The following is a 24,694-nucleotide window of genomic DNA, read 5'->3' on the forward strand; positions in this document are numbered from 1 at the left end:
TTAAAAATTACATTTATGGAAAAAACTTTAAAACCAATGTCAGGTTATTTGGCACTCGTAATCTCTCTTCTTTTATTGGGAGGTTCAGCTTATCTTTTCATTTATGGTATTAATGATGGAGAAAATCCGGATATCACTTATATCATTATTTCAATTATTTCATTTTTTATTACCTGCTTTTTATTGAAAGGTTTAATGATTATTCAACCTAACCATTCAAGAGTTTTAAATTTCTTTGGGAAATATGTAGGTTCTGTAAAAGACAACGGAATGTTTTTTATTAATCCTCTTTATTCATCTCAAAAAATGTCTCTACGTTCGGAAAACTTGCAGGGACAGACTTTGAAGGTAAACGATAAAATGGGTAATCCTATCGAAATCGCGGTTGTTATGGTTTGGAAAGTAGGAGACACCTACAAAGCTGCATTTGATGTCGAAAGATATTCAGATTTTGTAAAAATGCAGAGTGAAGCAGCAGTTCGTCATTTGGCAATGAGCTTCCCTTACGATAACTTGGAAGACGATCACGCTCCAATTACTTTAAGAGAAGGCGGTGAGAAAATCAATTCAATTCTTGAGCAGGAATTAACAGACAGACTCTCAAAAGCAGGAATTATCATTCAGGAAGCAAGAATTTCGCATTTAGCTTACGCATCTGAAATTGCAGGAGCAATGCTTCAAAGACAACAGGCAACAGCAATTGTAGCAGCAAGAACTAAAATTGTAGAAGGCGCAGTAGGAATGGTAGATTTAGCTTTAAAGAAACTTTCGGAAGAAAATATTGTTGAATTGGATGACGAAAGAAAAGCAGCAATGGTAAGTAATTTAATGGTTGTTCTCTGTGGTGAAAAAGCAGCACAGCCAATTTTAAATGCAGGAACATTGTATAATTAAAAATGGAAGCAGTATGTCATTCTGACGAAGGAAGAATCTCAAAATATTAAGTTAAAATAGATTTTTCACTCCGCTACGCTTCATTCAGAATGACAAATCACCGAAAACTTTTGTTAAGTGAAACGCCTTTGCTAACGAAAAACATCCTCAATAATTTAAGAAAATGTCTTTGCGACCTTTGCGTTAAAAAGAAATTTCTGACTAGAAAAACAATAAAATGAAATCAGAAAAAGCTCAGAACTCTCCCGAAAACAAAAGCAAAAAATCTTTCGTGATAAGGATAGATGAGTCTACCTATAAACTTCTTGAAAAATGGGCAAATGACGAGTTTAGAAGCGTCAACGGGCAGATTGAGTATCTTCTTAATCAGAATTTAATCAATGCCGGGAGAAAGAAAAAAGAATAAAATAAATTGCAAAACAAGATCAAAAGCAGAGAATATTTTCTTTGCTTTTTTTATTGAAAAATTCCTGTAAAATAACCACTGATTATGCTCCAGAAGTTTTTACCTAAGAAATAAATCAGCGTAGAAGTGATAATTCCTTTTACCGTAAAAAAGATGATTCCGCCAATACCGAATTTCTTAAGCATTTTCTTCCACCTTGATTTTTTTTCTACATTTTCTTCGTTTATAGCTTCTTTCGTTTCCATTTCTGCAATTATAAATGTTATTTACAAAGATAAGCATGTTTATAATTAGTCCAAATAAAACCAGTTAAAAAAAATTAAATTTCCCATTTAAGTAATATTTTCTATCTTAGGCAAAACGAAAAGTTAAATTTTTATGTCAAAGAAAATCAAAGATTTCGGAATTGAAAAATCATTAAAAAATTTAGGAATCAAAGATGAAAATAAAGGAACTTCTACGGGAGGGAAATTTTTTGCATCAGGAAAATCTATAGAAAGTTATTCTCCGGCAGACGGAAGATTAATCGCCAAAGTAAAACTATCAAACGAGAAAGATTACGACAAAGTAATCGAATCTGCTCAAAAAGCATTTCTGGAATTCAGAACGGTACCTGCTCCAAAAAGAGGAGAAATTGTACGTCAGCTTGGGCAAAAATTAAGAGAATACAAAGACGATCTTGGAAAGCTTGTTTCTTACGAAATGGGAAAATCTTTACAGGAAGGTCTTGGTGAAGTACAGGAAATGATAGACATCTGCGATTTTGCAGTAGGTTTATCAAGACAGCTTCACGGTTATACAATGCATTCTGAAAGACCAGGTCACAGAATGTACGAGCAATATCATCCGCTTGGAATTGTAAGCATCATCACAGCATTCAACTTTCCGGTAGCAGTTTGGGCTTGGAACACAGCTTTAGCTTGGATTTGTGGAAACGTTACCATCTGGAAACCATCAGAAAAAACTCCGCTTTGTGCGATTGCATGTCAGAATATTATGAATGAAGTTTTAGCAGAAAACAATCTTTCTGAAGGAATTTCAAGTGTATTGGTTGCAGATCACACAATCGGGCAAAAATTGGTTGACGATAAGCGCGTTGCTTTGGTTTCATTCACTGGTTCTACAAGAGTAGGAAGAATGGTTTCTTCTAAAGTTGCTGAAAGATTTGGTAAATCAATCTTAGAATTAGGAGGAAATAATGCCATCATTATTTCTAAAGATGCAGATCTTGATATGTCAATTATCGGAGCTGTTTTCGGAGCTGTAGGAACTGCAGGACAAAGATGTACATCTACAAGAAGACTGATTATTCATGAATCTGTTTATGATGAAGTGAAAAACCGTTTGGCAAAAGCTTACGGACAGTTAAAAATCGGAAATCCGTTGGATGAAAATATGCATGTTGGACCGCTTATCGATGTTCAAGCTGTAAATCAGTACGAACTGGCAATCGAAAAATGTAAAAAAGAAGGCGGAAAATTCGTTGTTGAAGGGGGTGTTTTAACAGGTAAAGATTACGAATCTGGTTGTTATGTAAAACCTTGTATCGCTGAAGTTAAAAATTCTTACGAAATCGTACAGCACGAAACTTTTGCACCGATTTTATATTTAATCAAATACAAAACTTTAGAAGAAGCAATTGCGATTCAGAATGATGTTCCGCAAGGTTTATCTTCAGCAATTATGACTCAGAATTTGAGAGAGGCAGAATTATTCCTTTCTCATGCAGGTTCAGATTGTGGAATTGCCAATGTAAATATCGGAACTTCCGGTGCCGAAATTGGTGGAGCTTTCGGTGGTGAAAAAGAAACAGGAGGTGGTAGAGAATCTGGTTCTGATGTTTGGAAATACTACATGAGAAGACAAACCAATACTATTAACTATACTGCAAGTCTTCCATTGGCTCAAGGAATTAAATTTGATCTTTAAAATAATTTAGAATTGAGAGATTCTGAGATAAATGCACAGAATCTCTTAATCCATTTCACTTAAAAAATTTTAAAATTAATATGAACAATATATTAGAAATTCAGTCAAATAAAGTAAAAGAAACAGTAGGTAAACACGTTTTGGCAGACGGTTTTGATTTTGTAATGGATATCGAAAACTCTCACGGATCTTGGATTCACGATTCAGTTTCAGGGAAAAACTTCCTGGATATGTTTTCAATGTTTGGCTCAGCTTCTATTGGATACAATCATCCTTATTTGGTTGAAAAGTCTGATTGGCTGGGAAAAATGGCAGTCAACAAACCTACTTTGGCAGATGTTTATTCTAAAGAATATGCTCATTTTCTTGAAGTTTTCGAAAGAGTTGTTTTACCTAAAGAATTGCAGTATGCTTTTTTTATTGAAGGCGGAGCTTTAGGTGTTGAAAATGCGATGAAAGCATGTTTCGACTGGAAAACAAGAAAAAATTTCGAAAAAGGATTAGATATTGAAGCTGGAATCTGCATCCATTTCAGACAGGCATTTCACGGAAGAAGCGGTTATACTTTAAGTTTAACCAATACTTCAGACCCAAGAAAATATCAGTATTTCCCGATGTTTGAATGGCCAAGAATTCTTAATCCTAAATTACATTTCCCAATCACAGAAGAGAATTTAGAAGAAACGATTAAGAACGAAAATTTAGCGTTAATTCAAATTACAGAAGCAATTCTTGCAAATCCTGATAAAGTTGCTTGTATTATTATTGAGCCAATACAAGCTGAAGGTGGTGATAATCATTTCAGAGACGAATTCTTTGTTGGTTTAAGAAATATCTGCGACGAGCATGAGGTTTTATTAATTTTCGATGAAGTACAAACGGGAATCGGAATTACCGGTAAAATGTGGGCTTTTGAACACTTAAGCATAAGACCGGATATTATCTCTTTCGGTAAAAAAACTCAGGTTTGTGGAGTTTTAGCAAATAAAGAAAAGTTTGACGAGATACCCAATAACGTTTTCAGAGAAAGCTCAAGAATCAATTCAACTTTTGGCGGTAACTTTATTGATATGTTGCGTTTCCAATTGGTGATGGAAGTTATCGAAAAAGAAAACCTTTTAGAGAACGCCAATATTGTAGGTGAATATCTTTTGGAAGGTCTGCAAAATTTAGCTCAGAAATATCCTGAAAAATTATCTAATGCAAGAGGAAAAGGTTTGATGTGCGCAATAGATTTACCTTCGGGCGAACAAAGAGATCACATCAGAAATGAGCTGTATAATGATGGTTTAATCATTCTTGCTTGTGGAGATCAGTCAATAAGATTCAGACCACATTTGAATGTTACAACAGAGGAAATTCAGATTGCTTTAGATAAAATTGAAAACAACATTAATAAAATTTAAAACTTCAAAATTTGGAATTCTGAAAAAAACGTCCTATATTTAGATACTCAAAATGTATATTATATGGAACGTAACACGAGAGTATCAGTTTTTGAAAGCGATAAATCTACCGAAATTCAGTTAATAAAGTCAAAGTTAGATGATGCACAGATAACTAATGATGTTGAAAATAATTATCTGACTTTTACAACAACGCCTACAGCGACAAGTTTAAAAGTAATGGTAGATTTACATGACGAGAAGAAAGCATTCGAGATTATCGATGCCTATCTTCAACAAAATCAAAATCAATAAAAATTTCATAATTTTAAATTTTACTACTTCGGAACCGAAAATTAATTCTCATTAATTTTCGGTTTTTTTAGCACCAAACTTTTAAATATAATATTCTTAATAAAATTTTAATGGAAAACATTTGGCACTGATTGTGTTATTTCCCAATTTTCAAGTTTGTAATATAAACCTCTTATGAATAATAAAAACGAAATCCATTTTAGAAAAGCAAATGCAACCGATATAGATATTATTTGGGAAATTATTCAGCAATCCATCGAACGCAGAAGAAAAGATGGTAGTGATCAATGGCAAAACGGATATCCCAATTTACAAACCGTAGAAAGTGATATTGAAAAAGGATTTGGTCATGTTTTGACAGTCAATAATGATGTTGCGGTTTACGTTGCACTGATTTTCAATGACGAACCAGCCTACAGTTCAATTGAAGGAGCCTGGTTAACAACAGGAGAATTTGTTGTTGTTCATAGGGTAGCCATTTCAGAAAATTTTGCCGGTCAAGGACTTGCCAAAAAACTTTTCGATTATATTGAAGATTTCACAAAATCTCAGAATGTTTTAAGTATCAAAGTTGATACAAACTATGACAACCTTGCCATGCTTAAAATTTTAGAGTCTAAAGGTTATTCCTATTGTGGCGAAGTTGTTCTTGCAGGTGGTGTAAGAAAAGCTTATGAAAAAGTACTTATTATTTGATGTTTTTCGTCAAAAAGCTTTGAAATTCTTTTATTTTTGTTGGTAAATCATTTTCATATACACACAAATGAGTAAATTATCTATTTTAATGATTTTTTCTTTGCTGTTGCTATCATGTTCAAAGAATATTTATCAGCAAAAAGAACAATATGTTAAATTCAAAAATACAGGAAGACATATTAGTATTAATCTGAAAATTAATCAATATGATGAAGGGAATTTCTATTTTGATACAGGGTCACCTTGGTTGCTTATAGACAGTACTTTTTATAAAAATCAGAAAATGTCTTTTAATCATTTCTCTGAATCTGAAAATGCAGGCGTTGGGAATAATCCAGTGAAGATGACCAGAATTCTTGATAGAGTTGAATTTTCTGTTATTGACAATACATTTTTTTCGAAGTATAATATGATTCATAATTTGAAAAAACCTTTTGGCAAGAATATAGATGGAATTGTCGGCTTTGTGAATTTAAATAACATACCATTTGAAATTAATTATATTAATCAGAAAATTATTTTCAATCCTAAAATAAATAATAGTTATCAGGAAGTTGCAATTAAATTTGATGGTAATTATATGTATCTTCCAATGGAATTCATTCTAAACAACGGAACAACTATAAAGGGAGATTTCATCATTGATACTGGTTCATACAAAACAATTTTAACAAGTGAGTTTTCCAACAATAAAAATATTCTAAATAGTAAAAAAGTAAATTATATAAATAATGGTGGACTAAGTGGATTACATATGGGGTATTCTCTGTTTGCTTCCGAAGTAAAATTTGATAAATTCAAACTAACTGACCACCAAATAGATGTAAGTAATGATAGCATTGGAGCGCTTTCGAAAAACAAGAATTACATTGGTATTATTGGCAACGATAGTTAGATAATTTTGATATCATCTATCATCCTACTCAGTATAAAATTTGTGTAAAACCAAATGAAAATTTCAACAAACCTTCAGATGATTTATACAAATCTTTTATTTTGATTGAAACAGAAGATGTAGATAAAAACTGGTCTGTTGGCAGTATATATGAAGAAAGTGATGCTTATAAAAAAGGATTAAGACATAATGACGAAATTATAGAAATCAATAACAAATCCGTTAAAAAATTAAATATAGAAAATTTTGCTTATAAACTTAAACCTAACCAAAAATTAAAACTCAAAGTTAAACGCCAAAACGAATATTTTGAAATTGATACATATTTAAATTTTTTCCTGAAAAGAGATGAGTAAAAGCCGTTGAAAAAGTTGTGATTTAAAAAAGCACAAAAGGTTAAATCTATATTCATTGATTCTTTAAGAAACTGTTTATTTATAAACTCTATCACCTTTGTTCGTTTAGTTCCGAACTAATCTCTACATTTGAGAAAATTTTCAATAATGAAAAAAAGTCTAGAAGTAGATGAGAAAATATTTCAGGATGCTGTGAAGTTTTACGGCACTGTTCTCAATCTGCCGCCTCTGGCTTCAAAAATTTATTCCTACCTCATTTTCGATTTTGATAAGGTGGGAATTACCTTTGATGAGTTTGTTGAAGTCTTTTCAGCAAGCAAAAGCTCGGTTTCTACCAATCTTAATTTACTTATTAGCTCAGAATTAATCATTGACGTTAATAAAATGGATGAAAGAAAGCGTTATTTTTTTGCCAACGATGATTATAAAAAAATAAGGTTTGAAAAAATTGTTCAAAAAATGCAGGATGAATTGAAACTGTTAGACGATCTAAAAAACTTCAGAAAAACAGAGCATAAAGAAGACGACGAAAGAATTGAAGTCTACAAAGCTCTTTTAAATAAAAACATAACAAATATTCAGGAATCTCTTAATAAACTATAAAATGACAAACAAGCTTATACTATTTTCTGTAGCAGCATTTTCGTTGACTGCCTGCAAAAAAGAAGCTCCGAAACAGGATGGCCCAAAACCTTTTCCTGTGGTTTCGGTAGAGAATAAAAATATAGTAGGGTACGACACTTTCCCTGCAAGTATTGAAGGTAGAGTTAATAATGATGTCAGAGCAAAAATTCAGGGTTATATTACCCAGGTTTTGGTAGATGAAGGTCAGTATGTAACTAAAGGACAGCCATTATTCCGTCTTGAAACTAACATTTTAACGGAAAATGCCGCTGCTTCAAAAGCAGGAATTGGCGCAGCCGAATCTAATATTGCTGCTGCTCAAGCTCAGGTAAATGCGGCTAATGTAGAAGTAAATAAACTGAAACCTCTTGTTCAGAAAAACATCATTAGTAATGTTCAGTTACAAACTGCTCAGGCAAATTTAGCTCAGGCTCAAGCTGGTTTACAACAGGCAATTGCTGCTAAAAGACAAGCCGTTGCTAATTACAAAGGAGTAGAAGCAAACATTGATTATTCAGTGATTCGTGCTCCTATTTCAGGCGTAATTGGTAAACTTCCTTTAAAAGTCGGAAGTTTGGTAGGACCTACAGATCAGGTTGCTTTAACTACAATTTCAGATACTTCAGAGATATTCGCTTATTTTTCAATGAATGAAAAAGCATATTTCGATTTCTTAGAAAAATCTGTGGGAGCAAATGTTCCAGAGAAAATAAAAAACCTTCCGATGGTTGATCTTCAATTGGCAAACGGAAGTATTTATCCCGAAAAAGGAAGAATTGAGGCTATTACAGGTTCTTTAGATCCTACAACAGGAACTATCCAGTTCAGAGTTTCTTTTAAGAATGCTCAAAAACTTTTGAGTAACGGTAACAGCGGAACCATCAGATTCCCTAAACATTATGACAATGTTTTAGTCGTACCGGAAAGCGCAACTTACGAACAGCAAGGAATTGTTTACGTATATAAAGTTGAAAAAGATACGGCACGAAATACTGTTGTTGAAGTCATTGAAAGAATCGACAATTTAGCTTTAATAAAATCTGGGGTTAAAAAAGGTGAAGTAATTATTGCAGCAGGAACAGGAAATGTGAAGCCAGGTACAGCGGTAAAACCTAAAAAAATCAGCATGGATAGTCTCGTTCAATCAGTAAAACCGAAATTCTAATGATAAAGAACTTTATTAACAGACCGGTTTTATCAACTGTAATCTCCATTATCATCGTTATTCTCGGTGTTTTGGGACTTACAGCACTTCCGGTTACACAATATCCCGATATTGCTCCGGCAACGGTGAGTGTGAGAGCCAATTATACGGGAGCCAATGCTGAAACCGTAATGAAGAGTGTGGTTGTTCCTTTGGAAGAACAGATTAATGGAGTTGAAGGGATGGATTATATTACTTCAACAGCAGGAAATGATGGTTCAGCTCAGATTCAGGTATTTTTTAAACAGGGAATAGATGCAGATATTGCTGCGGTAAACGTTCAGAACCGTGTTTCAAGAGCAAGCCCGTTACTTCCAAGTGAAGTTACGCGTGCGGGTGTTGTAACTCAGAAGCAACAAACGAGTGCGTTGATGTATCTTTCTTTTTATTCAGAAAATAAAAATATTGATGATGTATATCTTCAAAACTTTTTGAATATCAACGTAATTCCTAATCTACAAAGGATTAATGGAGTAGGTGAAGCCAACGTTTTTGGTGGGAAAAATTACTCGATGAGAGTATGGCTTGATCCGGCAAAATTAGCAGCTTACGGAATTACACCAACCGAAGTTACCAATGCAATTAACGATCAGAGTAGAGAAGCTGCAGCAGGATCTTTAGGTCAAAACAGCGGAAGTTCTTTTGAATATATCATTAAATATGTAGGAAAGTTCAGTGAAAAGGAACAATACGATGACATTATCATCAAATCTCTTCCAGACGGACAGAATTTAATGTTGAAAGATGTTGCTAAAGTAGAATTAGGCGGATTATCTTACAGCGGAGTTGGTGAAAACGGAGATTATCCGTCGATCAGTATGGGAGTATTTCAAACTCCGGGATCTAATGCTCAGGAGATTATCGAAAACATCAAAAAACAGCTTAAAGAAAATGAAAGTTCTTATCCTGAAGGAGTAAAATATACTTTTAACTTTGATACTAACGAATTTTTGGATGCATCTATCGAAAAAGTAATTCATACTTTGATCGAAGCATTTATCTTGGTATTTATTGTAGTTTATATTTTCTTACAAGATTTCAGATCAACATTGATTCCGGCAATTGCGGTTCCGGTATCGATTGTGGGAACCTTCTTCTTCCTGAATCTTTTTGGATATTCTTTAAACCTATTAACGCTTTTCGCTTTAGTTTTAGCAATTGGTATTGTGGTAGATGATGCGATTGTCGTCGTCGAAGCAGTCCACGCTAAAATGGAGCATGGAATTTCTAATGCTAAAAAGGCAACAGTAGAAGCAATGGACGAAATTACAGGTGCGATTATTTCAATTACATTGGTAATGGCGGCGGTATTTATTCCTGTTACATTTATTACCGGCCCTACAGGAGTATTTTATCAGCAGTTTGGGATTACCTTAATTATTGCGATCATCATTTCGGCGGTAAACGCATTAACATTAAGTCCGGTTTTATGTTCATTATTCTTAAAACCTCACGAAGATCATCACGAAGATTATAAAAATAAAAATTTCATTCAGAAATTCTTCTATAAATTTAATATTGGTTTCAAAACAGCAACTGAGCGTTATGGTAGAGGATTTAATTTTTTAATTAAACATAAATGGGTGACCTTAGTAATTCTTGTCGTTACCGGAGGAATTATCTATTGGGCAAATGGAAGCATGAAGAAAGGTTTCGTACCAACAGAAGATAGAGGGATTATCTTTACAGACGTACAGCTTCCTCCGGGAGCATCTATGGAAAGAACCTATAATGTTCTGAAAACTTTACAGAAAAATGCATTGCAGATTCCTGGAATTCAGAACGTAACCATTTCTACAGGTAGAGGATTATTATCCGGAAACGGAAGTAATAACGGTCTTGCCTTTGTAAAGCTTAAACCTTTTGATGAAAGAAAAGGGGATGGATTATCATCTGAAGAGATTACGAAGAGATTATTTGGTCTTGCAGGAAAAGTCCCTGATGCTAAAGTTGTTTTCTTCCAGCCTCCAAGTGTACCGGGTTTTGGTAGTAGTGCAGGTTTTGAGATGGTACTTTTAGATAAATCGGGAGGTGATTTTGCTCAGCTTGATGCTAAAACCAACGAATTTATCGGAAACCTGATGCAAAGACCGGAAATTGAATTTGCTCAGACTTCATTTAATACAAAATATCCACAGTATTTAATGGAAATCAACGTTCCGTTAGCTAAACAAAAAGGAGTTTCTGTAAATGATATTTTGTCTACAATGCAGGGATATGTCGGTGGAATTTACAGTGCTGACTTTACCAAATACGGAAAACAATTCAGAGTAATGATTCAGGCGCTTCCTGAAAACAGAGTAAATGCTGAAAATCTTAATCAATATTATATTAAGACAAGTTCTGGAGAAATGTCGCCTATTTCACAATTTGTAACATTGACAAAATCTTACGGACCTCAATCTGTTGGTCGTTATAACCTATTTACTTCAGTAAAGATTACAGGAGCAAACAAGGCTGGTTACAGTTCGGGTGATGCAATTACTGCGGTTCAGGCGGTAGCTAAAGAAACACTTGATCAAAATTACGATGTTGAGTTTACAGGTCTTACAAGAGAAGAATTAAATTCAGGATCTCAGACTTTATTGATTTTTGCTTTGAGTTTGGTATTTGTTTATTTCATTCTTTCTGCTCAATACGAAAGTTACATTCTTCCTTTAGTTGTGGTAATTTCACTTCCTCTTGGGGTAATGGGAGCTTATTTCGGACAGAAAATAATGGGCTTAGAAAACAATATTTACTTCCAGATTGCATTGATTATGTTGGTCGGTTTGTTGGCGAAAAATGCGATTTTGATTATCGAATTTGCTGTTCAGAGAAGACATCATGGCGAAACTATTGTAGAATCAGCAGTTAATGCAGCTAAAGCGAGATTGAGACCAATTTTGATGACATCATTAGCGTTTATCTTCGGTTTATTACCATTGGTTTTAGCAAGCGGAATTGGTGCGGTTGGTAACCGATCAATTGCAACAGGTGCATCGATTGGATTATTGATAGGTACCATTATGGGAGTATTTGTGATTCCGGTTTTATATGTGATTTTCCAGACTTTACAGGAAAAAATAAAACCAATCAAGCACGAAGAAATGAACTTAGCTGAATAAGAAATCTTTAAGGTTTAAATAATGAAAAATTTATCAATAATAATAAAAGGAACTGCTTTTTCAGTTGTCACGTTCGCTGTTTTATCATCTTGTATGGTAAGAAAAGAGTACGAAAGACCTGCAGCTGCAGTTGACGAAAAACTATTCCGTACCGATATGCTGCCTCAAGACAGTACAAGTATTGCGAATGTTTCCTGGAAAGAGATTTTTACAGATCCTATTCTTCAGGGGCACATCACAAAAGCTTTGGAAAACAATCTTGATGTAAGAATTGCAGTACAGAATATTACTTCTGCAGAAGCTTATTTAAAACAGGCAAAAGCAGCTTACGAACCTACGTTATCAATAGGCCCGAACTACACTTTTCAGACACAGTCGATCAACACACAGTTTGGTCAGATCATCGGAGAGAGACGTTATGTCAATCAGTTTGATATTACAGCAACAATCGGTTGGGAAGCAGATTTGTGGGGGAAAATGAAATCTCAGCAAAAAGCTCAGTTAGCAACTTATTTGGGAACTTTAGCTGCTCATAAAGCTGTGAAGAGTGACTTGGTTGCATCCATTGCTTCTGCTTATTTCCAGTTGTTGACTTATGATGATCAGAAAAGAATCATTGAGGAAACAATTAAAGTAAGAGAAAATAATTTAGAAACTACAAAAGCGTTAAAAGAAGCAGGAACATTAACGGAAGTTGCGGTTCAGCAAAGTCAGGCGTTGGTTTATAATGCGAAATCTTTACTGATCGACATTGATACTCAAATTCAACTTTTAGAAAACACGATGAGCCTACTGATGGGTGAATCATCACAAACCATTGCAAGATCATCATTAAAATCGCAGTCATTACCGGAGAGTTTGGCTTTAGGATATCCTGCAAGTTTGCTGTCAAATCGTCCCGATGTGATGCAGGCAGAATTTAATTTGATGAATGCTTTCGAGTTGACCAATGTTGCCAAAGCTCAGTTTTACCCAACCTTAAAACTAACAGGAAGCGGTGGAGTACAGTCGGTAGATATCGATCATTTATTTAGCGTAAACTCTCTTTTTGCAAATGTTGTAGCTGGTTTGGCACAACCAATTTTAAACAAAAGACAGATCAAAACCAATTACGATGTAAGTTTAGCCAACAAAGAAACAGCTTATCTTAATTTCAGAAAGTCTATTCTGACTGCAGGAAAAGAAGTTTCAGATGCGATAAGAGTATTTTCGGTTCAGGATTCTTTTATAGATTTAAAGAAAAAAGAGCTTGATTCTTATAAAAAATCGGTTGATTATTCTCAGGAATTGGTCAACTACGGTATGGCAAATTACCTTGAAGTTTTAAATGCAAGTGTAAACTCATTGAATGCCGAGCTTAATATTTCAAATGCAGAATACAGTAAAATGAAAGCTGCAGTAGATTTATACCAAGCTTTAGGCGGCGGATGGAAATAACGAAAAGTTAGTTATTATATATTCAAATCTTGTTAAGACGTGTGCTGGAAACAGTGCACGTTTTTTTATTTATTTTAAATTGCAAACAATTGATTTTCTATATTTTAAAATTATATTTTAATTTCCTATTGCATATATGTAGTTAACTACGTAGTTTTGTACGTAAATTAAATTGTATGTTAGAAATTAAACTTGTAAACGATACTTATTCAAAAGAAATAATAGACTTGGTTCTGAATATTCAGCAGAAAGAATTTAATGTTCCCATTACAATAGAAGATCAGCCGGATCTTATGCAAATCGAGGATTTTTATTTTGCCAATGGCGGGAGTTTTTGGGGGGCTTTCATAAGCGGTGAGCTTGTAGGAACCATTGCTTTGGTTAAATTTGATGAAAAAGCGGCGGCAATCCGAAAGATGTTTGTGAAAAAAGAATTCAGAGGAAAAGAATATGGTATCGCTCAGAAACTATTAGAAACCCTGATTGCTTATTGCCAGAAAAACGGAATAGAAGAAGTATATTTAGGAACGGTATCAATCCTGAAGGCTGCATTGCGTTTTTACGAACGAAATCACTTCGAAATCATTGAAAAAGGATTGCTTCCTTCAAAATTTCCTTTAATGAATGCCGATAATGTATTTTGTTTTCTTAATCTAAAATCATAGTTTATGAATGTCATTAATGAATCCGGAACTTTAGCTTTATCTACAAGATTACAACGTCTCAGCGAGCAATTGCGTAAAGAGGGAGCCTTAGTTTATAAAGAATTTGGAATAGATTTCGAACCCAAATGGTTTCCGGTAATCTTTACATTACATCACAAAAATACACTCAGTGTTGTAGAAATTGCCAATGAAATAGGATACACGCATCCTTCCACAATCAGCCTTTTAAAAGAACTTGAAAGACAACAAATGATTATTTCTAAAAAAGATAAAACAGATGAACGTAAACGCTTAATTGAATTGGCACCAAAAGGTATAGAATTAATAGAAAAAATGAAACCAGCATGGGAAATCATCTCCAAAGTATTGGAAGAGATAGCAGATAATGAAAATCATTTACTGAAAGCAATTAATGAAGCAGAAGAGAAAATTGCCAAACAGTCTTTTCTACAAAGAGTTTTACAATTAAAAAACAGCCAATAAATAATGGTAATTAATTGATTGGCTGTTTTTTAATTTATAGTTTCACTCAAAAATAGTTTGCAAAACGAAATAAATTTTAATAAAAGTTTGCGTGTGTACTTTAAATAGTTACTTTTGTACGGCTTCCGAAAAAATGGGGATTAGCTCATCTGGCTAGAGCGCAACACTGGCAGTGTTGAGGTGATCGGTTCGAGTCCGATATTCTCCACATCTATTATGAAAAAACCTTCCAATTCGGAAGGTTTTTCATTTATTCAAATCCAAATCTTTGTGGTTATTAGATTGCTCAAATCTAAATATTTTGATAACCAGTTATTTATGATTCCAGTCACATTCAGAAAATCTTAAGCTTTTTTTAATTAAATTCCCTTTAGATAGAGTTTTTATCACGTTAAAAAAAATAATAGTTATGAAAAATAATATTTTACGATAAATTTCCTTCAAACCGTTAAAAATTATCTTCTGTAAAATATTAAACTATAAAATTAAATTGATATATTTGCCCAATTCTAAAAATATAGAGATAGCGTCAATTTTAAAAACTATCCTGAATTTTTCAGACTATTTTTAAGAATAAATTGAATAAATAAACTTATTTCATAAACTATTGTAACCTATGAAGAAACTATTTTTACTTTTATTGACTATTTTTTCATTAATTGGATGTACTGCAGATGACGAAACCCTTGTTGATTATGTAGGAACTTGGTCTGGAACTTACGAAGGAACCGAAAAAGGTCTTTGGAAATTCGTAGTTGCCACCGACGGAAAAGTTACCGGAACAATGTATAATGAAACGAGCAATGAAAACTATAATATTTCAGGATTTCTAGACAGATCTGGTCAATTAACTGCTGAATTGGTTGTACCTGCAGACGGACAGTTTAACGGAACATTAAACGTTGAAGAAAAAGGTAGCGGAAATTGGGTAAATGAATCGCCAACTCCTTCAAGAAGCGGATCTTGGTCTGGACAAAAAAATAAATAGATAAAACTATTATAAATTAAAATCGGCTGCAAACAGAGTTTGTAGCCGATTTTTTTATTTAAACAAATCCCATTTGTACAATTTGAGAAGCTTTCTTTATGGCTACAAAATGAATCACATCATCTTCTTCTGAGAAATGATTTTTAAAAATCAATTCAGTTTGATTACGTAGTTTTATTTCTTCTTCGAGAGATTCAGTAAGATAGTTTTCAAAATCTATTTTTATACTGATGATTGCTACTTCATCAGCAACAATTTTCTTATCTAAATGTAAACTTCTATCCCACAATCCCAGTGAAATATAAGTATTCTGATTAAAATTAGGAATATTTCCAAACTGAAATTGCTGGAGAATATTTCGTCCTTCAGTAGTTTTTAAACCCGTTTTTACAGATCTTTTTCCTTTTTCATGTTCTACATCCAAATCTTTAATATTGGTCATTACTTTTGCAAACCGTTGATAGAGTAGGGCTTCATTCGCTAATTCAATATATTTTGAAATGCACAAACGGATTATTTTTCCAATTTTTGAGCAGTGACCAAATTCAAAACTGTTTTGTCTTACTTTTTCATAAGTCGGACTTTTCTTATAGGCAGTTTTATTGAATCCGCTTTTTTTACGCACCACATTTTTACCATTCAGATTATAAAAAACCAAATCACCAACCGCTCCGTTGAGCTTAATGAAACTTTCGTAAGTCGCCATAATTTTAAAATAGCTTCAAATATAGCCATAAATTTTAACATTTTTCCGAAAATTATAATATAATTGAAATATAGTTCTAGTATAGTTATAAAATAGTTATTGTATAATTAAGAAAAATAATTTATATTTGTCTCGTATTAATAAATTGATTTTCAAATGAATATGGAAATGCGTTTTTCGGAAATTAAATTATATAAAAATCTTGCTGTTTTAGCGATAGCTTCTACAGTTATTGTCTCTTGCGGAAGCTCTAAAAACGTTTCTTCTTCTAAGAAAAGCCCTTCAAAAAATATTGCAAAATCTGAAAATCTGAGAAAATTAGATTCTTCTTTTGATGGGAAGGTTTCAGGTTCTATAAAAAGTCTTTTAAAAGATGCTGAAACTTATTTAGGAACTCCATATAAATTTGGCGGAAATACTTCTTCAGGTTTTGACTGTTCCGGATTTACCGTAAAAGTTTTTCAGGATAACAATTTCAGTTTACCAAGAAGATCTTCAGATCAGGCAGATGCAGGAAAATCGATTGATATTAAAACAGTAAAACCAGGAGATTTGTTGTTTTTTGCCACTTCTGGCGGAAGTCGCGTTTCGCACGTAGGAATAGTTCACACTATTGAAAATGATGGCGAAATAAAATTTATTCATGCATCAACTTCTAAAGGAGTGATTATCTCTTCTTTAAATGAAAAATACTGGAACAAAGCCTATCTTCACGCTCAAAGAGTTTTATAATTAAATTAAAACTTTGCAATAGAATTGCATTTTACAGAGCTCTACATTTGTCAAAAATTAATAATTATGACAGATTTTATCAGAGTTTTCATTCCTCTATTTTTTATCATTTTCTTTATGACAGCCTTTTTTGGAACAAGTTTTATCGTTTCAAAAAGAATTGGGAAAAATCCGAATGTTTTACCAAAAGATGATTCCGCTTACGGATTGATTGGAAGATATTTTAAATATACCTTGTTCCTTATTTTTATTTACACCGTTTTACTTTTCATTTTTCCTGAAGATATTTCCAGCAGTTTTAAAATCAATTTACCCAAAGAAAGTATTTTTAAATATATAGGAATTGCCTTGTTAATTTTAAGTTTAATATGGATTCTTATCGCTCAGTTTCAAATGAAAAATTCTTGGCGAATAGGAATTGATGAAGATCAGAAAACAGAATTAATCACAACCGGACTTTTCAATTATTCGAGAAACCCTATTTTTCTTGGAATTTTAGTAAGTTTAATAGGTCTTTTTTTTACATTACCTACTTTAGTTTCGCTAATTTTTTTCCTGATTAGTCATATTCTTATTCAAACCCAAATCAGATTGGAAGAAGAATTTTTATTAAACCAACACGATAAAACTTATCTCCGGTACAAAGCCAAAGTAAGAAGATTTTTATAGAAAGATTTAATAAAATTTTAATCACTTAGATCTATTCTAAATCATCACTTTTGCCCAACTTTTTTGTATATTTGGCAGTGATTTTTTTAAACAAATTTTATACATTATTATGTCATTACAACAAACTATTGAAAATATTTGGGACAACAGAGATTTATTGCAGAATGAAGACAGCCAAAAGGCGATTAGAGAGGTTATTTCTTTGGTTGACAAAGGAGAACTTCGTACAGCTGAGCCTACAGAAAACGGATGGCAGGTAAATGAATGGGTAAAGAAAGCTGTCGTAATGTATTTCCCGATCCAAAAAATGGAAACTATTGAAGTAGGTCCGTTTGAATTTCATGATAAAATGCCTTTGAAGAGAAACTATGCTGAAAAAGGTGTAAGAGTTGTACCTCATGCAATTGCAAGAGAAGGAGCTTATATTGCTCCAGGTGTTATTTTGATGCCTTCTTATGTAAATATTGGTGCTTACGTAGATTCAGGTACAATGGTTGATACTTGGGCAACAGTGGGAAGCTGTGCACAGATTGGTAAAAACGTTCACTTAAGCGGTGGTGTTGGTATCGGTGGTGTTTTAGAACCGCTTCAGGCTGCTCCGGTAATTATTGAAGATGACTGTTTTATCGGTTCTAGATGTATCGTTGTAGAAGGAGTTCACGTTGAAAAAGAAGCTGTTTTGGGTGCAAATGTTGTATTGACGGCTTCTACAAAAATTATCGATGTTACAGGAGATACTCCAATCGAAATAAAAGGTAGAGTTCCTGCTCGTTCAGTTGTAATACCTGGAAGTTATACGAAGCAGTATCCTGCAGGAGAATATCAGGTTCCTTGTGCTTTGATTATCGGTCAGAGAAAAGAATCTACAGACAAAAAAACATCTCTTAATGATGCTTTAAGAGAAAATAACGTAGCTGTTTAAATCTTTGCAAAATGGCAATTCCTAAACAAATTTTTCAGACGTTTAAAACCGATAAGCTTCCTTGGCTTACGAAGTTTCATATCAAAAGAATGCTCAAAAAAAATCCTGAATACGAGTATCATTTTTATGATGATAACAGAATTCAGACTTTTTTTAAAGATGAGTTTCCACCTGAATATTTGAAAGCTTACAACAGACTGACGATAGGAGCTGCCAAAGCAGATTTTTTCAGATATGCCATTCTTTATAAAAAAGGTGGCGTTTATCTAGATGTAGACAGCGGAATCAACAAGCCGATTAAAAAGTTTATTCGTGAAGACGATGTAGCTTTGGTAACGGATGAAATTCCACACACATATTATGTACAATGGGGTCTTGCATATGCTGCAGGACACCCATTTTTACAGAGAACTCTGGAGATGATTTTAGATAATATCAAAAACAATCCTTATCCTCATAATGTACATAAAACAACCGGACCAACCGTTTATACAGACGCAGTTAAAGCCTGTTTAAAAGAAGATCCAACTATTCCACATCGATTTATGGGACCGCATTATGACAATAATATGCAGTTTAAATATAAGCTGGGTAAATTCTTCCTTTACAGTGATAAATCTGAACACTGGAAGAGAAAACAGCTTACCCAAAACATTATAAAACCTGAGAATGAAGATAGCATTTGATGCCAAACGTTTTTTTCATAATACTTCAGGATTAGGGAATTACTCGAGAGATTTAGTCAGAATTTTGTCTAAATATTATCCTGAAAATCAATACTTACTACTCAATAAAAATAAATCGGAAAGAGGTTCCGATATTTTAGAAAACTCTGATGTTACCTTTGTAGAAACCTCTAAAGGAACAATGTCTCGACAGTTTAAAATGGGAAAAGATGCGCAAAAAGAAAATGCGGATATTTTCCATGGATTATCGGGTGAATTACCTTTGAAATGGGATAAGAAACCCATCAAAAAAATCGTCACTATTCACGATTTGATATTCGTAAGATATCCTCAATATTATTCTTTTTTTGACAGAAAAATTCATCTTTGGAAATTCAAAAAAGCAGCAAATGCAGCCGATAAGATCATTGCTATTTCAGAACAGACCAAAAGAGATATTATTCAATATCTGAAAGTTCCGGAAAACAAAATTGAAGTCATTTATCAAGGTTGTCACAAATCTTTTAAAGAGCAACAATCTGAAGAATTTATTCAGAAAACTAAAGAAAAATTCAGTTTTCCAGAACGGTTTATTTTAAATGTTGGAACGATCGAAGAGCGTAAAAATCTTTTCAATATTGTTAAAGCAATAAAAGACACAACAATTCCTTTGGTAGTTGTTGGAAAAAAAACAAAGTATTTTCAAAAAATAAAGCATTTTATTGAGAAAAATAAAATGGAGAATCAGATTCATTTTTTAGAAAATGTTTCAATGGATGAATTGGCTGTCATTTACAAATCAGCAGATATTTTTGTTTATCCAAGTTTTTTTGAAGGGTTTGGAATTCCTGTGATTGAAGCTCTTTTTTCAAAAACAGTTACGATTACAAGCAACACAAGTTGTCTTCCTGAAGCAGGAGGTTCAGATTCTGTTTATATCGATCCCGAAAATTATCTGGATATTCAATCAAAAATAAAATTTTTATGGGATAGCGAATCTGAAAGAAAACGCCGTTCTGATAAAGGTTTTGAGTTCGTTCAGAAGTTCAATGACGAACCTATTGCTCATCAACTGATGAATCTCTATCAAAAAATTATTTCGTAAAATTCTTGCAGGATTAAAAATTAGTCCTACATTTGTACCACAAAATTTCAACAATGAAACCGAATTTTTTAACAGTACATCATTATTATCATCATCTCTGCTAGACGGAATTGTTGATCTATGACTATGTTAAAAATCAAAATAATTAAAAACCGTCTGAGTAAACAGACGGTTTTTTTGTTTCTAAATTCTTCCCGGGCAATTTATTTCAATTAATCATTTTCGTTTACTCAGATATAAAATAATAAAATGAGTAAATTAAAAATTGCCATACAAAAAAGCGGTCGCCTTTACGAAGAATCGCTCCAACTCCTCAAAGACTGCGGAATTTTCGTCAACAACGGAAAAGACCAGCTCAAAGTTTCTGTAGACAATTTCCCGATGGAAATCATGTATTTACGAAACTCTGATATTCCTCAATATTTGGAAGACGGAGTGGTTGATATTGCCATCGTCGGCGAAAATCTTTTAGCAGAAAAGCAAAAAAATATTGAAATTATCCAAAGTTTAGGGTTTTCAAAATGCAGAGTTTCAATAGCAGTTCCTAAAGAAGTTGAAACAGATGATATTAATTACTTTCAGGGTAAAAAAGTTGCTACTTCTTACCCGAATACATTGAAGAATTTTCTTCAGAAAAATAATATTTCAGCAGACATACACGTTATTTCCGGCTCGGTAGAAATCGCTCCAAATATTGGTCTTGCCGATGGAATCTGTGATATTGTAAGCTCCGGAAGTACTCTTTTTAAAAATGGTTTGAGAGAAACTATTACCATTTTTAAATCCGAGGCTGTTCTTGCAAAAACGTTCCAGTTAAATAATGGCAAGCAAAAAATCCTAGAAAAATTTCTATTTAGAATTCAATCTGTTTTAAGGGCAAAAAACTCAAAATACATTTTGATGAATGTTCCGAATGAAAAGATCTCAGAAGTCTCAAATGTTCTTCCGGTTTTAAAAAGTCCAACCGTAATTCCTTTAGCTGAAAAGGGTTGGAGCAGTATTCATTCTGTAATTGATGAAGAACGTTTTTGGGAAGTCATTGATGAACTAAAAGAAAAAGGGGCACAAGATATTTTAATTATTCCAATCGATAAAATGGTGATGTAAGATGAAAATTAATAAATATCCTCAAAAAGAAATTTGGTCGGAGTTAGTAAAAAGACCAGTTTTAAAAAGAGAACAACTGACAGAATTGATAACCGATATTTTTGATAAAGTCGAAAAAAAAGGTGATCAGACTTTAATAAATTTCAATAAAAAATTTGATCAGGCTGAAGTTGAAAACATTCAAGTTTCAGAAGAAGAAATAGAAAATTCAGAAAATTTAATAAACGAAGAATTGAAAATCGCGATTCAACAGGCAAAAGAAAATATTACGAAATTTCATGCTTCACAAATTACTGAAATTCAAAAGATTGAAACCACAAAAGGAGTTGTTTGCTGGAGAGAAAACAGGGCCATCGAAAAAGTTGGAATCTATATTCCAGGAGGAACTGCTCCGTTATTTTCTACGGTTTTAATGTTGGCAATTCCTGCTCAGTTGGCTGGTTGTAAGGAAATTATTTTATGCACTCCACCTGATAAAAATGGGAATATTAATGCTGCCATTTTATATACGGCAAAACTTTGCGGTGTTACAAAAATCTTTAAAACCGGCGGAGCTCAAGCCATTGCAGCCATGACTTTAGGAACAGAAAGTATTCCGAATGTTTACAAAATTTTCGGACCTGGAAATCAGTATGTTGTTGCAGCAAAAGAGTTTAGCCAAAATTATAATGTCGCAATAGATATGCCTGCAGGACCAAGTGAAGTTTTGGTCATTGCTGATGAACAGGCAATTCCAGAATATTGCGCGGCAGATTTACTTTCTCAGGCAGAACACGGAAGCGACAGTCAGGTTATTTTTCTTTCAATTAATGAGAAAATTTTTAACCAAACCATCGAAGAAACAGAAAAGCAGCTTAAAGAACTTCCAAGAAATAAATTTGCAAAAGAAGCTTTGAAAAACAGTCATTTCATCTTGTTGAATTCTTTAGATGAAGCCCTCGAATTCAGCAATCTATATGCTCCGGAACATTTGATTTTAGCTTTGGAAGATTATGAAAAGTATATTCCAAAAATTCAAAATGCAGGTTCGGTTTTTCTTGGAAACTATTCTTGTGAAAGTGCGGGAGATTATGCAAGCGGAACCAATCACACACTTCCAACCAACGGATTTGCAAAAAATTACAGTGGAGTTTCTTTAGACAGTTTTGTGAAGAAAATTACGTTTCAAAATCTATCAAAAGAAGGACTTCAAAATTTAGGAAAAACAATAGAACTCATGGCCGAAGCAGAAGGATTATTTGCTCACAAAAATGCCGTATCAATCCGATTAAAATAAGAAAATGAAAGAATTTAACATCAATAGTTTAGTAAGAAAAAATATCTTAGAATTACAACCTTACATCAGTTTTAGAGACAATAATGAATTTGAAAACCCTGTTTTATTGGATGCTAATGAAAATCCGTTTGGAGAATTGAATCGTTATCCTGATTCTACTCAGAAAAAATTGAAACAAAAAATTTCAGAAATAAAAAATATTTCAGTCAATCAAGTCGCAGTCGGAAATGGAAGCGATGAGCTCATCGATTTGATTATAAAAGTATTTTGTGAGCCTAAAAAAGATTCAGTTTTAATGATGAATCCATCGTTTGCAATGTATGGTTTTTACGCCTCTATCAACGAAAACAAAGTAATAAAACTAGATTTAAATACAGATTTTGAAATTGTAAAAGATGATTTTTTTAAAATTTCAAAAGACTTTAAATCCAAAGTTTTTTTCCTGTGTTCACCCAATAATCCAACCGGAAATTCTGTAAAAGATATTGAGTATTACATTAAAAATTTCAATGGAATTGTAGTGGTTGATGAAGCTTATATTGAGTTTTCAGGTAAAAAATCTTGTATTGAATTATTAGAAAAATATCCAAATCTAATTGTTCTTCAGACTTTTTCAAAAGCTTGGGGAATGGCCGGAGCGAGAGTAGGTATTGCATATTCTTCCAAAGAAATTATTAAGTTAATTAATACTGTAAAAGCGCCTTACAACGTGAATTCTTTAAGTTCGGACAAAGTAATTGAACTCATCGATAAGCAAGAAAATGTAAAACAAAACATAGAAAGTATTTTAAATGAAATTTCTTGGTTGAAAAATGAATTTCAATCAGTTAACTATATTAAAAAAGTGTATCCGACAGATGCTAATTTCTTTTTGATTGAGTTTGAAGATATAGAAAAAGTTTACGAAAAATTGTTGGAAAAAGAAATTTTGACCAGCAAAAGAAGTCCTCAGATTCCAAATTGTATCAGGATCAATGTAGGATCAAGAAAAGAAAACATTCAGTTAATTGAGGTTTTAAAAAGTATTTAATCATGAAAAAAGTATTATTTATAGACCGTGACGGGACTTTGATCTTAGAACCTCCAACAGATTTTCAGGTTGATTCTTTGGAAAAACTTGAATTCTATCCCGGAGTTTTTCAAAACCTATCAAGAATTGCAAAAGAACTTGATTTTGAATTGGTCATGGTGACAAACCAGGATGGATTGGGAACAGAAAGTTTTCCAATGGAAGATTTTATAAAATCTCATGAAAAAATGTTGAAAGCTTTTGAAAATGAAGGAATTATTTTTAATGATATTTTGATTGATAAAAGTTTTGAAAGTGAAAATTCACCAAATCGAAAACCAGGAATTGGAATGTTGGGAAAATATATTTACGGTAATTACGATCTTGAAAATTCTTTCGTTATTGGTGATCGATTGACGGATATTCAATTAGCAAAAAACTTAGGTTCAAAATCAATCTTCATTAATAAAATTCAAAATGAAAATGCGAATCTAACGACAGAAAACTGGAGTGAAATTTACCAATATTTAAAGCAGATTCCACGAAAAGCCAAAGTTTCAAGAAAAACCAATGAAACAGATATTCAAATAGAAATCAATCTCGATGGAAGCGGAAATTCTGAGATCTCAACAGGGTTACATTTTTTCGATCATATGCTTGAACAAATATCGAAGCACGGCAATTTAGATTTAAAAATCAAAGTTAATGGAGACTTACAAGTTGATGAACATCACACCATTGAAGACACAGGAATTGTTTTGGGAGAAGCAATTTTAAAAGCTTTAGGAAAGAAAAAAGGAATTGAAAGATATGGTTTTTTGCTTCCGATGGACGATTGTTTAGCACAAGTCGCTCTTGATTTTGGAGGTCGTTCGTGGTTGGTTTGGGAAGCTAATTTTAAGCGTGAAAAAATAGGAGATGTTTCAACTGAAATGTTTGAGCATTTTTTCAAATCTTTCACCGATTCGGCAAAATGTAATCTCAATATTAAAGTGGAAGGAGAAAATGAGCATCACAAGATTGAATCTATTTTTAAAGCATTTGCAAAAGCAATAAAAATGGCAGTCAATCAATCGGATCAAAATTTTAATGTGCCATCAACAAAAGGAAGTTTATAAG

At 32.9% G+C, this 24,694-nt stretch carries 26 protein-coding genes and 1 tRNA gene; 25 read left to right on the forward strand and 2 right to left on the reverse strand.

Going from position 1 to position 24,694, the window contains the following annotated elements; translation table 11 throughout:
- The first annotated feature begins 15 nt into the window (after positions 1 to 15).
- Entirely contained in the window at positions 16 to 894 is an 879-nt protein-coding gene (locus BUR17_RS02945) for an SPFH domain-containing protein (RefSeq protein ID WP_074228651.1), read from the forward strand.
- Between the two features lie 217 nt (positions 895 to 1,111).
- Positions 1,112 to 1,300 carry an Arc family DNA binding domain-containing protein gene (locus BUR17_RS02950; protein ID WP_074228653.1) on the forward strand — a complete coding sequence of 63 codons (189 nt, stop codon included), beginning with the start codon at positions 1,112 to 1,114 and terminating at the stop codon, positions 1,298 to 1,300.
- Between the two features lie 50 nt (positions 1,301 to 1,350).
- Here BUR17_RS02950 and BUR17_RS02955 read toward each other — a convergent pair whose 3' ends face one another.
- Positions 1,351 to 1,545, reverse strand: a complete 195-nt coding sequence (locus BUR17_RS02955) for a hypothetical protein (protein ID WP_074228655.1) — start codon at positions 1,543 to 1,545, stop codon at positions 1,351 to 1,353.
- A gap of 133 nt (positions 1,546 to 1,678) precedes the next feature.
- On the opposite strand from BUR17_RS02955, the gene amaB reads away from it, so the two are divergent.
- The 14 genes from amaB (at position 1,679) to BUR17_RS03025 (ending at position 15,384) form a co-directional block, all read left to right on the forward strand.
- Positions 1,679 to 3,229, forward strand: a complete 1,551-nt coding sequence (gene amaB, locus BUR17_RS02960; protein ID WP_074228657.1) for an L-piperidine-6-carboxylate dehydrogenase — start codon at positions 1,679 to 1,681, stop codon at positions 3,227 to 3,229.
- Between the two features lie 80 nt (positions 3,230 to 3,309).
- Complete coding sequence (lat, locus tag BUR17_RS02965) at positions 3,310 to 4,635, forward strand: L-lysine 6-transaminase (protein ID WP_074228659.1); 1,326 nt, start codon at positions 3,310 to 3,312, stop codon at positions 4,633 to 4,635.
- 63 nt (positions 4,636 to 4,698) lie between these two features.
- Positions 4,699 to 4,929: a hypothetical protein gene (locus BUR17_RS02970; protein WP_074228661.1), complete on the forward strand. Its 231-nt coding sequence runs from the start codon at positions 4,699 to 4,701 to the stop codon at positions 4,927 to 4,929.
- A gap of 174 nt (positions 4,930 to 5,103) precedes the next feature.
- Positions 5,104 to 5,625, forward strand: coding sequence for a GNAT family N-acetyltransferase (locus BUR17_RS02975; protein ID WP_074228662.1), 522 nt, complete (start codon positions 5,104 to 5,106; stop codon positions 5,623 to 5,625).
- A gap of 67 nt (positions 5,626 to 5,692) precedes the next feature.
- Positions 5,693 to 6,520 carry a hypothetical protein gene (locus BUR17_RS02980; protein WP_143747512.1) on the forward strand — a complete coding sequence of 276 codons (828 nt, stop codon included), beginning with the start codon at positions 5,693 to 5,695 and terminating at the stop codon, positions 6,518 to 6,520.
- A gap of 101 nt (positions 6,521 to 6,621) precedes the next feature.
- Positions 6,622 to 6,876, forward strand: a complete 255-nt coding sequence (locus BUR17_RS02985) for a PDZ domain-containing protein (protein WP_074228666.1) — start codon at positions 6,622 to 6,624, stop codon at positions 6,874 to 6,876.
- A 147-nt stretch (positions 6,877 to 7,023) separates the two neighbouring features.
- Positions 7,024 to 7,479, forward strand: coding sequence for a GbsR/MarR family transcriptional regulator (locus BUR17_RS02990; RefSeq protein WP_074228668.1), 456 nt, complete (start codon positions 7,024 to 7,026; stop codon positions 7,477 to 7,479).
- 1 nt (position 7,480) lies between these two features.
- On the forward strand, positions 7,481 to 8,665 hold the full coding sequence (locus tag BUR17_RS02995; protein WP_074228670.1) for an efflux RND transporter periplasmic adaptor subunit: 1,185 nt from the start codon (positions 7,481 to 7,483) through the stop codon (positions 8,663 to 8,665).
- On the forward strand, positions 8,665 to 11,811 hold the full coding sequence (locus BUR17_RS03000) for an efflux RND transporter permease subunit (RefSeq protein ID WP_074228672.1): 3,147 nt from the start codon (positions 8,665 to 8,667) through the stop codon (positions 11,809 to 11,811). The genes BUR17_RS02995 and BUR17_RS03000 overlap by 1 nt, the downstream gene beginning before the upstream one ends.
- 21 nt (positions 11,812 to 11,832) lie before the next feature.
- Positions 11,833 to 13,248 (forward strand): efflux transporter outer membrane subunit, encoded by a 1,416-nt coding sequence (locus tag BUR17_RS03005; RefSeq protein ID WP_074228674.1) that lies wholly within the window; start codon positions 11,833 to 11,835, stop codon positions 13,246 to 13,248.
- Between the two features lie 176 nt (positions 13,249 to 13,424).
- Positions 13,425 to 13,913 carry a GNAT family N-acetyltransferase gene (locus tag BUR17_RS03010; RefSeq protein WP_074228676.1) on the forward strand — a complete coding sequence of 163 codons (489 nt, stop codon included), beginning with the start codon at positions 13,425 to 13,427 and terminating at the stop codon, positions 13,911 to 13,913.
- Positions 13,914 to 13,916: 3 nt separating this feature from the next.
- Entirely contained in the window at positions 13,917 to 14,396 is a 480-nt protein-coding gene (locus tag BUR17_RS03015) for a MarR family winged helix-turn-helix transcriptional regulator (protein ID WP_074228678.1), read from the forward strand.
- A gap of 135 nt (positions 14,397 to 14,531) precedes the next feature.
- Positions 14,532 to 14,604, forward strand: a tRNA-Ala gene (locus BUR17_RS03020).
- Between the two features lie 408 nt (positions 14,605 to 15,012).
- Positions 15,013 to 15,384 carry a hypothetical protein gene (locus BUR17_RS03025; protein WP_074228679.1) on the forward strand — a complete coding sequence of 124 codons (372 nt, stop codon included), beginning with the start codon at positions 15,013 to 15,015 and terminating at the stop codon, positions 15,382 to 15,384.
- Between the two features lie 58 nt (positions 15,385 to 15,442).
- Here BUR17_RS03025 and BUR17_RS03030 read toward each other — a convergent pair whose 3' ends face one another.
- Positions 15,443 to 16,090 carry a hypothetical protein gene (locus BUR17_RS03030; RefSeq protein WP_074228681.1) on the reverse strand — a complete coding sequence of 216 codons (648 nt, stop codon included), beginning with the start codon at positions 16,088 to 16,090 and terminating at the stop codon, positions 15,443 to 15,445.
- Between the two features lie 168 nt (positions 16,091 to 16,258).
- Here BUR17_RS03030 and BUR17_RS03035 point away from each other — a divergent pair, with 168 nt between their 5' ends.
- From BUR17_RS03035 to hisB, 9 genes are all read left to right on the forward strand, one after another.
- Positions 16,259 to 16,822, forward strand: a complete 564-nt coding sequence (locus BUR17_RS03035) for a C40 family peptidase (protein ID WP_378085571.1) — start codon at positions 16,259 to 16,261, stop codon at positions 16,820 to 16,822.
- Positions 16,823 to 16,888: 66 nt separating this feature from the next.
- Positions 16,889 to 17,491 carry a methyltransferase family protein gene (locus tag BUR17_RS03040; protein ID WP_074228684.1) on the forward strand — a complete coding sequence of 201 codons (603 nt, stop codon included), beginning with the start codon at positions 16,889 to 16,891 and terminating at the stop codon, positions 17,489 to 17,491.
- 109 nt (positions 17,492 to 17,600) lie between these two features.
- Positions 17,601 to 18,413: a 2,3,4,5-tetrahydropyridine-2,6-dicarboxylate N-succinyltransferase gene (locus tag BUR17_RS03045; RefSeq protein WP_074228686.1), complete on the forward strand. Its 813-nt coding sequence runs from the start codon at positions 17,601 to 17,603 to the stop codon at positions 18,411 to 18,413.
- An 11-nt stretch (positions 18,414 to 18,424) separates the two neighbouring features.
- A complete protein-coding gene (locus tag BUR17_RS03050; RefSeq protein ID WP_074228688.1) occupies positions 18,425 to 19,099 on the forward strand; it encodes a glycosyltransferase family 32 protein in 675 nt (224 codons plus the stop codon).
- The gene (locus tag BUR17_RS03055) at positions 19,083 to 20,183 is read left to right on the forward strand and encodes a glycosyltransferase family 4 protein (protein WP_074228690.1); all 1,101 of its coding nucleotides are present in this window, start codon (positions 19,083 to 19,085) and stop codon (positions 20,181 to 20,183) included. The genes BUR17_RS03050 and BUR17_RS03055 overlap by 17 nt, the downstream gene beginning before the upstream one ends.
- 249 nt (positions 20,184 to 20,432) lie before the next feature.
- Positions 20,433 to 21,290: an ATP phosphoribosyltransferase gene (gene hisG, locus BUR17_RS03060; protein WP_074228692.1), complete on the forward strand. Its 858-nt coding sequence runs from the start codon at positions 20,433 to 20,435 to the stop codon at positions 21,288 to 21,290.
- Position 21,291: 1 nt separating this feature from the next.
- The gene (gene hisD / locus BUR17_RS03065) at positions 21,292 to 22,566 is read left to right on the forward strand and encodes a histidinol dehydrogenase (RefSeq protein ID WP_074228694.1); all 1,275 of its coding nucleotides are present in this window, start codon (positions 21,292 to 21,294) and stop codon (positions 22,564 to 22,566) included.
- A gap of 4 nt (positions 22,567 to 22,570) precedes the next feature.
- A complete protein-coding gene (gene hisC / locus BUR17_RS03070; RefSeq protein WP_074228696.1) occupies positions 22,571 to 23,596 on the forward strand; it encodes a histidinol-phosphate transaminase in 1,026 nt (341 codons plus the stop codon).
- 2 nt (positions 23,597 to 23,598) lie between these two features.
- The gene (hisB, locus tag BUR17_RS03075; RefSeq protein ID WP_185116679.1) at positions 23,599 to 24,693 is read left to right on the forward strand and encodes a bifunctional histidinol-phosphatase/imidazoleglycerol-phosphate dehydratase HisB; all 1,095 of its coding nucleotides are present in this window, start codon (positions 23,599 to 23,601) and stop codon (positions 24,691 to 24,693) included.
- The last annotated feature ends 1 nt before the right edge of the window (position 24,694 follow it).

Source organism: Chryseobacterium scophthalmum (genome assembly GCF_900143185.1).
Taxonomy (GTDB): Bacteria; Bacteroidota; Bacteroidia; order Flavobacteriales; family Weeksellaceae; genus Chryseobacterium; species Chryseobacterium scophthalmum.